Here is a 15,366-nt window from a genome sequence, read left to right on the forward strand (position 1 = left end):
TAGACGTTCGATGGAAAACGCGAGGGTTCAACGCAGCTTCAACGGATCAACCAGTTCGGCGGCAATGGCCATGCCGACCAGGTCCGGCAGGGTATTGGCCTGCATGCGCTTCATCACGCGTGAGCGGTAGAGGTCGACGGTTTTTGCGCTCACGCCCAGTTGCTCGGCGATTTCGCGGGTGGTGTAACCCTGCACCAGCGGCAGCAAGACGTCGCGTTCCCGAGGGGTCAGCGTGAGCAAACGCGCCTGCAACGCCTCATGCCCTTGATTGCCCGAACGGTGGGTCGCGCAATTGCTGAGTGCCTGTTGCACGCTGTCCAGCAGCAATTGTTCGTTGTAGGGCTTTTCAATGAAGTCGTGAGCGCCGGCCTTGAACGCACGCACCACGATCGGCACATCGGCGTGACCGCTGACGAAGATGATCGGCAGGTTCAGTTCGCGCAAACGCATTTCTTCCTGCACGTTCAAGCCGCCCATGCCTGGCATGCGCACATCCAGCAGCACACAGGCCGCCAGACTGGCATCGCAGGCATTGAGGAACTCGACGCCGCTGGTGAACGGCAACGCCTTGAGGCCGACCGATTCCAATAACCAGACCGTTGAGTCGAGCATGCCTTGATCGTCATCGACCACATACACCACGTGCTCCGTCACACCCGCCATTGCATTATTCCTGTTGTTGTTTTGTTGGACCGGCAAGCGGCAAGCGACAGCACATCAGCAGCCCGACCGGTTGGCGGCGGGCCTGCAATTCGCCGCCGAAACCTTCGATGATGCTGCGGCTCATGGACAACCCGAGCCCCAGGCCATCAGCCTTGCTGGTATAGAACGGGGTAAAGATCTGCTCCAGTTCCGGCTCGCTCACACCGGGCCCCTCGTCTTGTACGTTGATGTCCACGGTGGCGGCGCTGCCCTGCCCCGCCGTCATCACGATCAGCGACGGCTGGCCCGGATGTTGTTCGCGGTTGGCATCGATGGCATTGCGCAACAGATTGAGCAGGACTTGTTCCAGCAATACCCGGTCGGCATAAACCGGCGGCAGATTATCCGGCAGTCGATCCTCGATTGTCACTTGGCAATTGCTCGCCTCCCAGGCACACAAACGCACGGCTTCGCGGGCGACGTCGGTGACATTCAGTGCCTGCATGCGGCGCTGGCCTTTGCGTAGAAACGCGCGCAAACGGCGGATCACTTCCGAGGCATGGGTAGCGTGATGGGTAATGCGTTCCAGCCCTTGCGCGACCCGGGCGGCGGCTTGCGGATTGGAGTCCACGGTCTGCAAATAGCGCTGGCTGGCATTGGCATAGTTGACCACCGCGGCCAGCGGCTGATTGATTTCGTGGGCAATGCCCGAGGCCAGTTCGCCGAGGGTGACCAGGCGTGCGGTGTGCGCCAGTTCATCTTGATGGCGGCGCTGCTGCACTTCGCGCAGTTCACGTTCGGTCATGTCCCGCGCCACCAGGGAATAGTAGCGCTCGCCGCCGGCGGAACGATGTGCCAACAGCACCAGCGACACCGGCACCGACGCGCCACCGCCCGGTGGTTGCAAGCGCGCATCGGTGCTCCAGACGCCGTCGCGTTCGGCGCCGCTCCAGCCGTCACGTTGCAGGCGTGTCAGGTCCGCGCTGGCAAACAGTTGCCCAAGGACCGGCATCGGCTGTTGCTCGTCGATGCCAAGGATGCGGCGTGCCGCCGGGTTGAGGTAAGTGACTTGCCCCTCAGGGTCGATAAACAGCACCGGGTCGATGTTGGCCTCGACGACTTCGGCCAGGCGCCGCTTGTTCTCTTCGGCCTGCACGCGGGCGGTAATGTCCCGGGAGACGCTGACCACCTCGACCACCGTGCCGGTGTAGGTTTCACGAATCGCTCGACTGGCGGTTTCGAACCACAGGTAATGTCCGTCCCGATGGCGAATGCGGTACGTCATCGTGTGATAACCATCCTGCTCCAGCGCATCGCGGGCGCGCTGCACCAGGCTGGCCAGGTCCTGGCCATGGAACAGGCCTTGGGCCATTTGCCCGCGCAACTCTTCCGGCCAGTAACCGAGCAACGTCCATGAGGCGGGTGAGGCATCGAGAAAACAACCATCTGGTGTGTGCCGGGAGATCAGGTCGGTGGTGTTCTCGATGATCAATCGGTACAGCCGCCGCGCCTGGGTCGCTTCGCGTTCGGCCAGCACTTGCGCGGTGGCGTCGCGACAACGGGCGAGCACACGGTTGTCCTGGGGATCGGGAATGAACGTCCAGATCAGAATCTGCGCTTCGAACTGGGCTTCGACCCCTTCAATCGCGCGTTGCTGGTCCAGGCAGGCGCGCACCAGCACCCGATGATTGACCGGCAGAAATCCCAGTACGTCGGTCAGCGGCTTTTCGGCCAGCAGCGCCAGCAACGCCGCGTTGAATTCCTGCGGCCGGCCCTGCGCGTCAAGCAACAGGCTCGGCTGCGGATCGTGGCCCAACAGCGGCGAGCTGCGCAGCATGCCGTTGACGCTGCTGAGCAAGGTCGTCAGCAGATCCTGCACCCAACCCAGCCAATCGAAACTCACGCCCTCGCACACTTCCACCAGCAACAGGCCCGCCTGGCCAGGCATCAACGCCAGATCAAACACCTGGCCATGGCTGATGGCGGCGCGGCGCAGTCGACCGGCCAGCCAGCAATCGAGTTGCCGTACTTGCGCCAGATCAAGCCGCCCCGCTTCCAGCAGCCGCTCGTACAGCAACTGATCGCTGGCCTGCGAAGGGTCGCCCTGGCCCGGTGGAAAATGCTGGGCGGCGCCTTCATGGCTGTAAATCCGCGCACGGGGTTGCCAGCTCAGGTAAACCGCGCGACGCACCTCGGGGCAATCCTGCAAGGCCCGGCACAACGCATCGGCTCGAGCGGCCAGAGGCACGGCCTCGCGCTGCAGACGCAACCAGCTGTGCAATCGAACGGGAGTCAGGGTCATCACAGGTCCGCCTCGTTGGGGAAGCCAAGGATATACCGGCCTTGGCGGCATGACTGCAGTCATTTAGGTCACGAAGCATTTAATATAGTACATATCCTATACGCTATAGGTTGTACTTCCATATTGGTGGTGGATTGTTATATAAAGCACACCGGACATAAAAGGTGACCTCAGCGGCTACGCTGAAAGGCCACCGATAGAGCTAACAATCAGCCACCGAGTACCCGCACATGTCGATCTATGAACAAGGGCTAGGCCCTTCGGCTGTCAATCACATCGCCTTGTCTCCGCTCAGCTTCCTTGAGCGCACTGCCAACGTTTACCCCGACTACCCCGCCGTCATCCACGGTTCCATTCGCCGCACCTGGGCGCAGACCTACGCCCGTTGCCGACGCCTGGCCTCGGCGCTGGCCGGTCGCGGCATCGGCAAGAACGACACCGTGGCGGTGATGTTGCCCAACATCCCGGAAATGCTTGAAGTGCATTTTGGCGTACCGATGATCGGCGCCGTGCTCAACCCGCTCAACGTACGCCTGGATGCCGAAGCCATTGCCTTCATGCTGCAGCATGGCGAGGCCAAGGTGCTGATCACCGACCGCGAGTTCCATGACGTGATTCACGCCGCCATCGGCATGCTCGATCATCCGCCGCTGGTGATCGACGTGAACGACCCGGAATACGGCGAAGGTCAGGCTGTCAGCGATCTGGACTATGAAGCGTTGCTGGCCGAAGGCGACCCGGCGTTCGCCTGGCAATGGCCGGCCAACGAGTGGCAAGCCATCTCGCTGAACTACACCTCCGGCACCACCGGCAATCCGAAAGGCGTGGTCTATCACCACCGCGGCGCATATCTGAATGCCTTGGGCAACCAGATGACCTGGGCCATGGGCAACCATCCGGTGTACCTCTGGACCCTGCCGATGTTCCATTGCAACGGCTGGTGCTACCCGTGGACCATCACCGCGATGGCCGGGGTGCATGTGTTCCTGCGCCGGGTCGATCCACAGAAAATCCTTACGCTGATCCGCGAACACCAGGTCACCCACCTGTGCGGCGCGCCGATCGTGCTCAATGCGCTGGTCAACATGCCGGAATCGGCGAAGGCAGCCATCGATCACCCGGTCAACGCCATGGTCGCCGGTGCTGCACCACCGGCCAAAGTCATCGGCGCCGTGGAAGAAATGGGCATCAAGGTCACCCACGTCTACGGCCTGACCGAAACCTATGGCCCGGTGACCCTGTGTGCCTGGCATGCCGAATGGGATGAACTGCCACTGGATGAACGTGCGCAGATCAAATCCCGTCAGGGCGTGCGCTACCCGACACTCGAAGGGGTGATGGTCGGCGATTCGAAGACATTGGAGCCGACCCCGCGCGATGGCCAGACCATCGGTGAAGTGTTCATGCGCGGCAATACCGTGATGAAGGGCTACCTGAAAAACCCGACGGCCACCGCCGAAGCGTTCGAGGGCGGCTGGTTCCATACCGGCGACCTGGCGGTGTGTCACCCGGACGGTTATGTCGAGATCAAGGACCGCCTCAAAGACATCATCATCTCCGGTGGCGAGAACATCTCTACCATCGAACTCGAAGGCGTGCTCTACCGCCATCCGGGCGTGATGGAAGCCGCGGTGGTCGCCCGTCCCGATGAAAAATGGGGCGAAACGCCGTGCGCCTTCATCACCTTGAAGGCGGATCACCAGGACGTTCGCGAAGCCGACATCATCAGTTTCTGCCGTGAGCACCTGGCCGGTTTCAAAGTCCCGCGCACGGTGATTTTCACCCTGCTGCCGAAGACTTCCACCGGCAAGATCCAGAAGTACGTGCTGCGCGACAGGGCCAAGGCCCTCTAACCCTCACCCACGTTTCACCTAGAAGGCGGCAGGTGTCTTACCTGCCGCTTCGGGCTCGTGCAGGCCGGATTCGGCCTGCTCAGCCCCTCTCACACCGATAACAACAACAATGTGGAGCGCACCATGATCGACATCCATGCAACCGATACCCAACGCTGTGAACGTATTCGGACCAATCCGAAATTCCTTCAACTGGTCAGCAGCCGTTCGCGCCTGGCCTGGTCGTTGAGTGCTGCCGTGCTGGGCACTTATTACCTGTTCATGTTCGTGGTGGCGTTTGCCCCGCAGTGGCTGCACGCCCCCCTCGGCGAGCATCGGATGTTGACCCTGGGCATGCCGGTTGGCGCGGCGATCATTATCTTTTCCTGGCTGCTGACCGGTTGGTATGTCTACAGCGCCAACACGCGCTTCGATGCACTGGGCGCCGCCATTCTTGAGGAGAGCAAGTGATGCGTAAACTCATCCTCGCCGCAGCCTGCCTGTTGCCGGCCTCCGCTGTGTTCGCCGCACCCGCGTTGGGCGCCATAGAAAAACAACCGCTGAACCTGCATGCCATCGGCATGTTCTTCGTGTTCGTCCTCGGTACGCTGGCGATCACCTGGTGGGCCGCGCGCCAGACCAAATCCACGTCGGACTTCTACACCGCCGGCGGTGGCATCACCGGGTTTCAAAACGGCCTGGCGATTGCCGGTGACTACATGTCCGCCGCCACTTTGCTGGGGCTGTCGAGCCTGGTGTTCGCCAAGGGTTACGACGGTTTCATCTACACCATCGGCTTCTTTGTCGGCTGGCCGATCATCACCTTCCTGATGGCCGAGCGCCTGCGCAATCTGGGGCGCTATACCTTTGCCGATATCGTTTCCTATCGTCTGGACCAGAACAAAGTGCGGATCTTCGCTGCGTTCGGTTCGTTGACGGTGGTGTGCTGCTACCTGATCGTGCAGATGGTCGGTGCCGGCCAGTTGATCAAATTGCTCTTCGGCCTCGACTACCCGGTAGCCGTGGTGATCGTTGGTGCGTTGATGCTGGTATACGTGATTTTCGGCGGCATGATCGCCACCACCTGGGTGCAGATCATCAAGGCTGTGCTGTTGCTCGCCGGTGGCACGACGCTCGCGGTCATGGCCATGTCGCAGTTCGGTTTCAGCTACGAAACCCTCGCCACCAAAGCAGTCGAGGCGCACGCCAGCGGCTGGAACATCATGGGCCCCGGCTCAATGCTCGCCGACCCGATCAACACGGCGTCGATGTCCCTCGGCCTGGTGTTCGGCATCGCCGGCTTGCCGCACATTCTGATGCGCTTCTTCACCGTGCCCAACGCCAAGGAAGCGCGTAAGTCGGTGTTCTACGCCACCGGCTTCATTGGTTTCTTCTTCCTCGTGGTGTGCACCCTGGGCTTCGCCGCGATGGTGATCATCGGCACCGATTCGCAGTACTACGTCAACGGCGAAGTCGGCGGTGCCTTGATCGGTGGCGGCAACATGGTCGCGATGCACCTGGCCAAAGCGGTGGGCGGCAACCTGTTCTTCGGGTTCCTCTCGGCCGTGGCCTTCGCCACCATTCTTGCAGTGGTCTCCGGGCTGGCCCTGGCCGGTGCATCGGCGATTTCCCACGACCTCTACGCCACCGTGTTCAAGAAAGGCAAGGCCACCCAGAAACAGGAAATGCGCGTGACCCGCATGGCCACCGTAGGCCTGGGCATCATTGCGATTCTGCTGGGCATCCTGTTCGAGAAGATGAACGTCGCGTTCCTGGTGGGCCTGACCTTTGGCATCGCCGCCTCGACCAACTTCCCGGTGCTGATCATGGCCATGTACTGGAAAGGCCTGACCACCAAAGGCGCGATCATCGGCGGTTTCGCCGGCCTGATCTGTGCGCTGGTGCTGGTGATCCTGTCCCCGGCCGTGTGGGTGACCGTGCTCGGTCATGCTCACGCGATCTTCCCGTACGACCACCCGGCGCTGTTCTCCATGCCGTTGGCGTTCCTGGTGATCGTCGTCGTGTCCCGACTCGACCGCAGCGTGCGGGCCGACAAGGAACGCGATGCCTACGCCGACCAGTTTGTACGCGCCCAGACCGGCCTTGGTGCTGCCGCCGCTTCCAGTCATTGATTGAAAGGCACGGCGCCCGTTTGCGGCGCCGTGCACAACCGTCCTGTCGAGGTTCACGTTATGCCCGAATTCAAAGCCCCCCTGCGCGACCTGCGCTTCGTCCTGCATGAAGTGTTCGACGCCCCGGCCCTGTGGGCGCGCCTGCCTGCCCTGGCTGACAACATCGATGCCGGCATCGCCGACGCGATCCTGGAGGAAGCGGGGAAAGTCACCGCGCACCTGATCGCCCCCTTGAACCGCAGCGGCGACGAAGAAGGCGCGCAGTGGCACGAAGGTCAGGTGACGACGCCGATCGGCTTCAAACAGGCGTATGCCACGTTCATCGAAGGTGGCTGGGTCGGTTTGTCCGGTAACACCGAATACGGTGGCATGGGCATGCCAAAGATGCTGGCCGTGCAGTTTGAAGAGATGCTCTACGGCGCCAATTCAAGCTTCGCGCTGTACTCGGCATTGAGTTCCGGGGCCTGCCTGGCATTGGATGCTCACGCCAGCGACAGCTTGAAAGACCTGTACCTGCCGCCAATGTATGAAGGTCGCTGGGCCGGCTCCATGTGCCTGACCGAAGCCCATGCCGGCACTGATCTGGGGCTCATCCGCACCCGCGCCGAACCTCGGGCCGACGGCAGTTTCAGCATCACCGGCAGCAAGATCTTCATTACCGGTGGCGATCAGGACCTGACCGAAAACATCATCCATCTGGTGCTGGCCAAACTGCCCGACGCACCGGCCGGGCCGAAAGGCATCTCGCTGTTTGTGGTGCCAAAAGTGCTGGTGAATGCCGACGGTTCCCTCGGTGACGCCAACGCCGTGAGTTGCGGTTCGATCGAACACAAGATGGGCATCAAGGCCTCGGCCACGTGCGTGATGAACTTCGACGGTGCCAGCGGATGGCTGGTGGGCGAAGCCAACAAAGGCCTCGCGGCGATGTTCACCATGATGAACTACGAACGCCTGTCCATCGGCATTCAGGGCATTGGCTGCGCCGAAGCGTCCTACCAGAGCGCCGTGGCGTACGCCCGTGAACGCATCCAGAGCCGCGCCCCGACCGGCGCCATGGCCCCGGACAAAGTCGCCGACCCGATCATCGTCCACCCCGACGTGCGCCGCATGCTGCTCAGCATGAAAGCCATGACCGAAGGTGGCCGCGCGTTCGCCAGCTATGTCGGGCAGCAGCTCGATCTGGCGAAGTTCTCCGATGACGCACAAGAACGCGACAGCGCGCAGACCCTGGTCGCGCTGCTGACGCCGATTGCCAAGGCGTTCTTCACTGACACCGGTCTGGAGAGCTGCATCAATGGCCAGCAAGTGTTCGGCGGCCATGGCTACATCCGCGAATGGGGTCAGGAACAATTGGTCCGCGACGTGCGTATCGCACAGATCTATGAAGGCACCAATGGCATTCAGGCGCTGGACCTGCTCGGACGCAAAGTGCTGGCCGACAACGGCGCCGCGCTGCGTCAGTTCACCGGCGAGATTCGCCATTTCGCCCACCAGCCTGATGCGCCCTACTCCGCGCAACTGTTCGATGCCGTGCAGCGCCTGGAAGACTTGAGCGACTGGTTGCAGGACCGAGCGGCGACCAACCGCAACGAAATCGGCGCCGCTTCCGTGGAGTATCTGCACCTGTTCGGTTATGTCGCCTACGCCTGGTTGTGGGCGCGCATGGCACAGGTTGCCCGGCAAAAACGCGGCGACGACGAAGCGTTCTACGGGGCGAAGATTGCAACCGCCGACTTCTACATCCATCGCTTGCTGCCGCGCATTTTGAGCCTCGAACAATCGATTCGCGCCGGCAGTGCCTCCTTGTTCGGTCTGAGCGCCGAGCAGTTCTAACGATTGAACCGCACGCGGCGCCACGCTCCTCTCTTTTCGGCGCTCGCGTTTTTTATTGATAGGCCCTCGCCCGGTTGGCGAGGGCTGCGTAAGCCGTCATTCCATAATAAAAACAAAGGGGCTTCACCATGGATCGCAACACCCGCATTCTCGCTACCCGACTGTTGCTGGCCGGTGGCGTCATCAGCCTCTCGGCCCCCGCCTCTGCTGACTTTATCAAGGACAGCAAAGCCAGCCTCGAGCTGCGTAACTTCTACTTCAACCGCGACTATCGTCAGGCCAACGCGGCGCAATCGAAACAGGAGGAATGGGCGCAGGGCTTCCTGTTGCGCTACGAATCCGGCTTTACCGAGGGGTTGATCGGGGTTGGTTTCGATGCAATCGGCCTGATGGGCGTCAAACTCGACTCCAGCCCGGATCGCGCCGGTTCCGGCGTGCTCCAGCGCCATCGCGATACGCGCAAAGGCGCTCAGGACGAATACGGTGAACTGGGCCTAACCGCCAAAGTGCGCGCCTCCAAAAGCACGCTGAAACTCGGCACATTGCTGCCCAAGCTGCCGACGGTACTGGCCAACGATTCGCGTCTGCTGCCGCAAACCTTCAAGGGCGGTCAGCTGACTTCGCTGGAAGTCGAAGGCCTGAGCGTGGATGCCGGTCGACTGACGCAGGTCAACCAGCGCGACTCCTCGGACTACGAGGACATGGGCATCACCCGCACCGGCGCCAAAGGCATCACCAGCCGCCATCTGGACAGCGACAGCTTCGATTTCGCCAGCCTCAACTACAAATGGACCAGTAACCTCGCCACCGGTTACAGCTACGGTCACCTCGACAATTTCTACAGCCAGCACCTGGTCAACCTGAGCTACGTGTTGCCGGTCACCACCGGCCAGTCGTTGAAGACCGACCTGCGTTTCGCCCGCTCTACCGATGATGGCGGCAGCAATGTCGATAACAATGCGATTGGCGCAATGTTCACTTACAGCCTCGGCGGGCATGCGTTCGGCCTGGGTTATCAAGGCATGAGCGGCGACACCGGGTATGCCTACGTCAATGGCACCGATGCGTTCCTGGTGAATTTTGTGCAGATCGGAGACTTCGCCAGCAAGGATGAAAAATCCTGGCAAGCCCGTTACGACTACAACTTTGCCGCCCTCGGCATCCCCGGCCTGACGTTCATGACCCGCTACATCACCGGTGACAATATCGACCTGGGCGGCAACCGCCCGGAAGGCAAGGAATGGGAGCGCGATACCGATATCGGGTATGTCGTGCAGAGCGGGCCGCTGAAGAACGTCGGCGTGAAATGGCGCAATGCGACAGTGCGCTCGACCAACTTTGGCAGTGATCTGGATGAAAACCGTTTGATCGTCAGCTACACGTTGCCGATCTGGTAACCCGATTCAGGTTTCAAAAAAGGGGGACTCGCTTGACGGCGCAGTCTCCTTTTTTCTGTTGGAGCAGGCGTGTTATGAAGGGCCTCATCGCGGGCAAGCCCGCTCCCACAGTGATCTCTGTTGCTCACAAATACTGCATTCACAGAGAACCCCTGTGGGAGCGGGCTTGCCCGCGATGAGGGCCCCGAACCAATAAAGATCTCTAGCGTGGCATCCCTCCCCCTACACCGCCCCGCGGCCGTAGCCATAGTAGGTTAAGATGCCTGCAAACCAGGCTCGCCACGAGACGCCCCGCATGCCAGATAACAGTCGGAACACCCCCCGCCTGATCAAGAAGTACCCCAATCGCCGACTGTATGACACCCACACCAGCAGTCACCTGACCCTGGCGGACATACGCCAGTTGGTCGTCGACAAGATTGCGTTTCAGGTGGTCGATGCAAAATCTGGCGAAGATCTGACTCGCAGCATCCTGCTGCAGGTGATTCTGGAAGCGGAAAGCGGCGGTGAGCCGATTTTCACCAGCGACATGCTGATGGGGATTATCCAGTTCTACGGCCCTTATCAGGGTGTACTGGGCAGCTACCTCGATAAAAGCATTCAGACCGTGATCGACATCCAGTCCCAGACAGGCGCGCAATCGTCCGAGGCCTGGAGCACCTTCATGCACCAGCAAGCGCCGGTCATGCAGGACCTCATGCGTCAGTATGTCGACCAGTCCAAGGCGCTCTACCTGAACACACAAAACATGTTCGGCCTGTTCACCGGCAAACCTGAAGCAGAAAACGGCACGAAAAAAAATGGCGACGGGGAATAAACCCGTCGCCATTGGTGCTGCCGGCCTGATTTGACTTACTTGTTACCGCTGGTGGCCTTGGCATTGGCTTCCGGTGCCGCTTTCCGGGTCGCGGCGGTCGCAGCGTCGAAATTGCTCTGAGCCACATCGGCTGCCTGTTTCACGGCTTTCTGTGCACTTTCAAACACGGTACCGGCATTCGCCAGGCCCGACTTGAATGCAGCCACTACAGGCTCGGAGCCGGCCGGTGCATTCTTGCTGATCGATTCAACAAACTCATTCACCTGCTGGGTGCCCGCCTCGACCTGACTCGACGTCAGCTTCGCGATGTCCGACTGCGTGCCCACGATCAGCGCCTGAACCTGGCGATTGAACTCGGCCAGGCGTTCGCTTTGCGCGCTTGGCTGGGTGAACGACGCCTGCAAGTCAGCAAAACCCTGTGGGTCGCGCACGGCGAGCAATTTACGGACGCCTTCGAAATGCTCTTCGGTGGAGTCACGCAGTGCCTTGAACTGCAATTGGCTCAGCTGCTCAACGCTGGCGAACACTTTGCCGCTGATTTGCTGCAACAGGTCGAGGTTGGCTTTCTGGGCGGTTTGCAGATTTTCCGGGTTGAAAAAAGACATGCTTGAATCTCCTGGTACGGGAAGGCCCGAATGGGCCTGAGGACGCGATAGCGATCCTGACAGTCATCGCGCTGGTTTTGATATTGCAGCGCACAAAACCATTTGGCAACGGCTATTTTGTGCGGCGCACAATAAAGTTCGCTTCCTTGGCTGAAATTCCCTATACACTCGTGAAAATCGGATGAGCGGCTTGGCTTCTATTAGTCAGGGCGACGTTCCCACGCATGGCGTCAGGAGTTCACGATGGGCCAGGAAGAAAATATTGCACTGCAAGATGAAGGGCTGTCAGCTTCGCCCGGTTTGTTCGAACACCTGAACCATCTCCAGCGTCTCAACACCCTCAACGTTCTCGACGCCACGCAACAGCGCCAGGCCAAAACCTACGCGCCTTCAAGCCTTGGGCTACTCAAACAGCCGAACGCCGCTGACTGGCAGGAATACCTCACCGACCTGGGCCAACGCAGCGTGCTGTTCTGGGACACCTTGCGTCAGCGCGGTGACAACACCCTGGCCCACGAACGCGCCGGGTATCCGCTGCTGCTCAAGTTCAATCATGAAACCCTGGTCGCCGGCGAAGACCTGCCTCGCCCGGTCAACTACTCGTTGCTGCAGATCCTGGCGGGCCCCGGGCAACGGCTCGACAGCCAAAAACAACCGGTGATCATCATTGACCCTCGCGGCGGTCACGGCTCGGGGATTGGCGGTTTCAAACAGGATTCGGTCATCGGCGAAAGCCTGCGCGCCGGCCATCCGACCTATTTCATCTCGTTCAGCCATTCGCCACGCCCGGGGCAAACCCTCGCGGACATCGTTGAAGCCCAGGCGAGGTTCCTCGAAGAGGTCAGCGCGCGACATCCCGCCAGCGCCAAACCCGTGGTGATCGGCAACTGCCAGGCCGGCTGGGCATTGATGGGCCTGGCGGCGACCCGCCCGGAACTGCCAGGACTGATCATCGTCAACGGCGCGCCGTTGTCATACTGGGCCGGTGTCAACGGTCGCAACCCGATGCGCTACACCGGCGGTTTGCTGGGCGGCGGCTGGATGGCGCGACTGGGCAGCGACCTGGGCAATGACCGTTTCGACGGCACCTGGCTGGTCAGCAATTTCGAAAGCCTCGACCCGGCCAACGCTGTGTGGGGCAAGTACTACCACCTGTTCAGCGAAGTCGACAGCGAGGCCGCACGGTTTCTCGATTTCGAGCGCTGGTGGGGCAGCCCGACCCTGCTCAATGGCGAAGAGATCGAGCAGATTGTCGACGACCTGTTCATCGGTAATCAGCTGTCCGGCGGCCTCGGTCGCAAGAGCAGCGGGCTCGACCTCAAGCGCATCGAAGTGCCGGTGGTGGTGTTCTGCTCGTACGGCGACAACATCACCTCGCCGCAACAGGCGCTGGACTGGATCACCGACGTCTATCCCAGCGATCTCGCCCTGCAAAATGCCGGGCGCACTATCGTTTACCTGCGTCACGCGAGCATCGGTCACCTGGGCATCTTCGTGTCGGGTGAAGTGGCGCGGCGTGAACACCGTGAGTTGCTGGGCGCGGTCGACGCGATCAATGAACTGCCGGGCGGGCTGTATGAAATGCTCATCGATGACCTGCCGGAAAACTCGGATACGCCGTACGCCGTGCGTTTCGAGCCACGGCGTATCGCCGACATCCACGGTAAAGTGCAGCCGCCCCGTGACGACGATCGCGAATTCGCGCTGGTCGAACGTGCCTCTGATTTCAACAACACGCTTTATGACGGATTTGTACGGCCGTGGTTGCGACAGTTGATCAACGAGCCGACCGCTGAAATGATGCGCAAGGCACACCCGTTCCACCAGCAACAAGTGATGTGGAACAGTCTGAACCCCGCACTCTGGTGGCTGCCAGGCAGTGCCGCTCAAGTGAGCAAGGATCGACATCCGGCCAGCCCGTCCAATCCGTTGCTGGCCTGGCAGGAACTGTTTTCCAACCAGATACAGGACGCCTTGAACGGCTATCGGGACCTGCGTGATGCCGCTCAGGAGATGAGTTTTTATGGCGTGTATGGCGTCCTCAACAGCCTAGCCGGCAATGCCCCGGGGCGAGATCTCCAGGCGCATGCCAGGCAGCACGATAAAGTCCTGACCGAACGCCTCCAGGACGCCCTGCCCCTGGGCGGTTTGATGGAAGCCTTGATCCGGATCCTGTTCCTGCTGGGCCGCGACAGCGATGAACCGGGCAAGCAAAGCGTCGAAAAACTGATCCTGCAATTGCAAGTGCTGCAGCAGGACTACAGTGCCGAGCCGCGGGACCTGCGCGAAACCCTTCGCCTGCAAAAACTGCTGGTCGCCACCCACCCGCAGGAAAGCCTGCACAGCTTGCCCCTAATGCTGGTTGGGCTCGAAGAGCGCCAACAAGTGCTGGCGGCCGTCGCCAATTTGCTGCCGGAACTGCTGACCAGCGGCGCAGACAACCCGTCCTGGTGTGAATTGCACACGCTACTCGATGTGCCGCTGCCGGGTTTCAACCTGACCCAACCGCCAGGTGAAGCCGATCCAATTGCGGTGGTCACCCCTGAACCGATCGCACCGGTAACGCCGACAAAAACGCGCAAACCCGCGAAGGGCAAAAAAGGCGCGAAAAAACCTCCTGCACCATGATGATCAACCTGTGGGAACGGGCTTGCCCGCGATAGCGGTGCGTCAGGCGACATCAACGTTGAATGTGAAATCGCCATCGCGGGCAAGCCCGCTCCCACAGGGAAAGTCACACCGGCGCAGCTTCCTGGATCTCGAACGATTCATCGGAGCGGTACTGCCCCGGTGTCATGCCAAACCAGCGGCTACAGGCTTTGTTGAAGCTGCTGTGATCATGAAAACCAAGGAGATACGCGACATGCTTCATGTTGAAGTGCGAATGACGCAGGTAGAAATCCGCCAATTGTCGACGCACCGCGTTCAGCACATTCTTGAATTGTGTCCCTTCCTTTTCCAGCGCACGTTGCAACGTTCGTTTGCTGATGTTCAAGGCCGCCGCGATCGACTCCATGTCGCACTGCCCCTGCCCCTGACTCAAGCGCTCGGTAATCAGCGCGCGAATCCGGCCGACAATGCAAAAACCGAACAGTAGGTCCAATTGCGCCTCGGCAAAGCTGTCATGCAGCACCGCCAACGTTTCGTTGGCCATGCTCAACGGCCGCATCAGCTCCTCCCCGTCAAACAAAATGCTGTCGTAAGCCGCGTCGAACTGCAGATTGCAGCCAAACAGCCGTCGATGCTCGGAGGTGTCTTCGGGTTCGGGGTAAGTGAACTCAACGCTCAAGGGGTGCGGTGCGTTGCCGCCCGACAGCTTGCGACAGAAACTCAACAACGATGCCAGTCCGGCATCGGTGTACTGCCGAGGTTTGACCGAACCCTGCTGCTGATGGTCGAGCCCGGACAGACGGAAATGTTGCTGCTCCGAAGTGAAGAAAAGGCTGAACCCGGTGCTAATCAACGGACTGAAACGGACCAGGCGTTCAAGGGCTTTTTTCAGGTTCAGGCTGGACATCATGGTGTAGCCGACGATCTGAAAACTGCCGGGGTGGAAACTGCCATAGGCCCGTAGCCCAATGTCCGGATCGTCCGAGGCCTCAGCGGCCAGTTCCCAGAGTCGATAGATGGCCTTTCGCTCGCAAAACGCTCCTGGTTTGTTTGCAAGATCAATGTCCAGTCCAGCCTCCCGACACAGACTGGCAACATCCAGTCCTTGAGCCGAGAGCGTATTTACCAGCACGCTGGCATAGCCTGAGCTCATTCTATACATGGCGTCCTCAATGACCTGTGGAACCGGACATCCT

The 15,366-nt window shown here is 60.6% G+C and carries 11 protein-coding genes; 7 read left to right on the forward strand and 4 right to left on the reverse strand.

The window, feature by feature from the left end; translation table 11 throughout:
- Positions 1-27: 27 nt before the first annotated feature.
- Positions 28-663, reverse strand: coding sequence for a response regulator transcription factor (locus F8N43_RS06200; protein WP_150629525.1), 636 nt, complete (start codon positions 661-663; stop codon positions 28-30).
- Positions 664-667: 4 nt separating this feature from the next.
- Complete coding sequence (locus F8N43_RS06205; RefSeq protein WP_150653412.1) at positions 668-2,944, reverse strand: PAS domain S-box protein; 2,277 nt, start codon at positions 2,942-2,944, stop codon at positions 668-670.
- Positions 2,945-3,174: 230 nt separating this feature from the next.
- On the opposite strand from F8N43_RS06205, the gene F8N43_RS06210 reads away from it, so the two are divergent.
- The 6 genes from F8N43_RS06210 (at position 3,175) to phaR (ending at position 10,955) form a co-directional block, all read left to right on the forward strand.
- On the forward strand, positions 3,175-4,797 hold the full coding sequence (locus tag F8N43_RS06210) for an acyl-CoA synthetase (protein ID WP_150629529.1): 1,623 nt from the start codon (positions 3,175-3,177) through the stop codon (positions 4,795-4,797).
- Positions 4,798-4,920: 123 nt separating this feature from the next.
- Positions 4,921-5,247: a DUF485 domain-containing protein gene (locus F8N43_RS06215; protein ID WP_150629531.1), complete on the forward strand. Its 327-nt coding sequence runs from the start codon at positions 4,921-4,923 to the stop codon at positions 5,245-5,247.
- A complete protein-coding gene (locus F8N43_RS06220) occupies positions 5,247-6,908 on the forward strand; it encodes a cation acetate symporter (protein ID WP_150653413.1) in 1,662 nt (553 codons plus the stop codon). The genes F8N43_RS06215 and F8N43_RS06220 overlap by 1 nt, the downstream gene beginning before the upstream one ends.
- Before the next feature lie 60 nt (positions 6,909-6,968).
- Positions 6,969-8,741 (forward strand): acyl-CoA dehydrogenase C-terminal domain-containing protein, encoded by a 1,773-nt coding sequence (locus tag F8N43_RS06225; RefSeq protein ID WP_150653414.1) that lies wholly within the window; start codon positions 6,969-6,971, stop codon positions 8,739-8,741.
- Positions 8,742-8,869: 128 nt separating this feature from the next.
- Positions 8,870-10,138, forward strand: a complete 1,269-nt coding sequence (locus F8N43_RS06230; protein WP_150653415.1) for an OprD family porin — start codon at positions 8,870-8,872, stop codon at positions 10,136-10,138.
- Between the two features lie 295 nt (positions 10,139-10,433).
- Positions 10,434-10,955 carry a polyhydroxyalkanoate synthesis repressor PhaR gene (phaR, locus tag F8N43_RS06235; RefSeq protein WP_150629539.1) on the forward strand — a complete coding sequence of 174 codons (522 nt, stop codon included), beginning with the start codon at positions 10,434-10,436 and terminating at the stop codon, positions 10,953-10,955.
- 35 nt (positions 10,956-10,990) lie between these two features.
- Here phaR and phaP read toward each other — a convergent pair whose 3' ends face one another.
- Complete coding sequence (gene phaP / locus F8N43_RS06240; RefSeq protein ID WP_150629541.1) at positions 10,991-11,560, reverse strand: TIGR01841 family phasin; 570 nt, start codon at positions 11,558-11,560, stop codon at positions 10,991-10,993.
- Positions 11,561-11,803: 243 nt separating this feature from the next.
- Here phaP and F8N43_RS06245 point away from each other — a divergent pair, with 243 nt between their 5' ends.
- On the forward strand, positions 11,804-14,188 hold the full coding sequence (locus F8N43_RS06245; RefSeq protein ID WP_150636493.1) for a DUF3141 domain-containing protein: 2,385 nt from the start codon (positions 11,804-11,806) through the stop codon (positions 14,186-14,188).
- Positions 14,189-14,294: 106 nt separating this feature from the next.
- On the opposite strand, the gene F8N43_RS06250 is transcribed toward F8N43_RS06245, so the two are convergent.
- Positions 14,295-15,332 carry an AraC family transcriptional regulator gene (locus F8N43_RS06250; RefSeq protein WP_150636491.1) on the reverse strand — a complete coding sequence of 346 codons (1,038 nt, stop codon included), beginning with the start codon at positions 15,330-15,332 and terminating at the stop codon, positions 14,295-14,297.
- Between the last annotated feature and the right edge of the window lie 34 nt (positions 15,333-15,366).

This window comes from Pseudomonas fluorescens, from assembly GCF_902498065.1.
Classification (GTDB): domain Bacteria; phylum Pseudomonadota; class Gammaproteobacteria; order Pseudomonadales; family Pseudomonadaceae; genus Aquipseudomonas; species Aquipseudomonas fluorescens_BJ.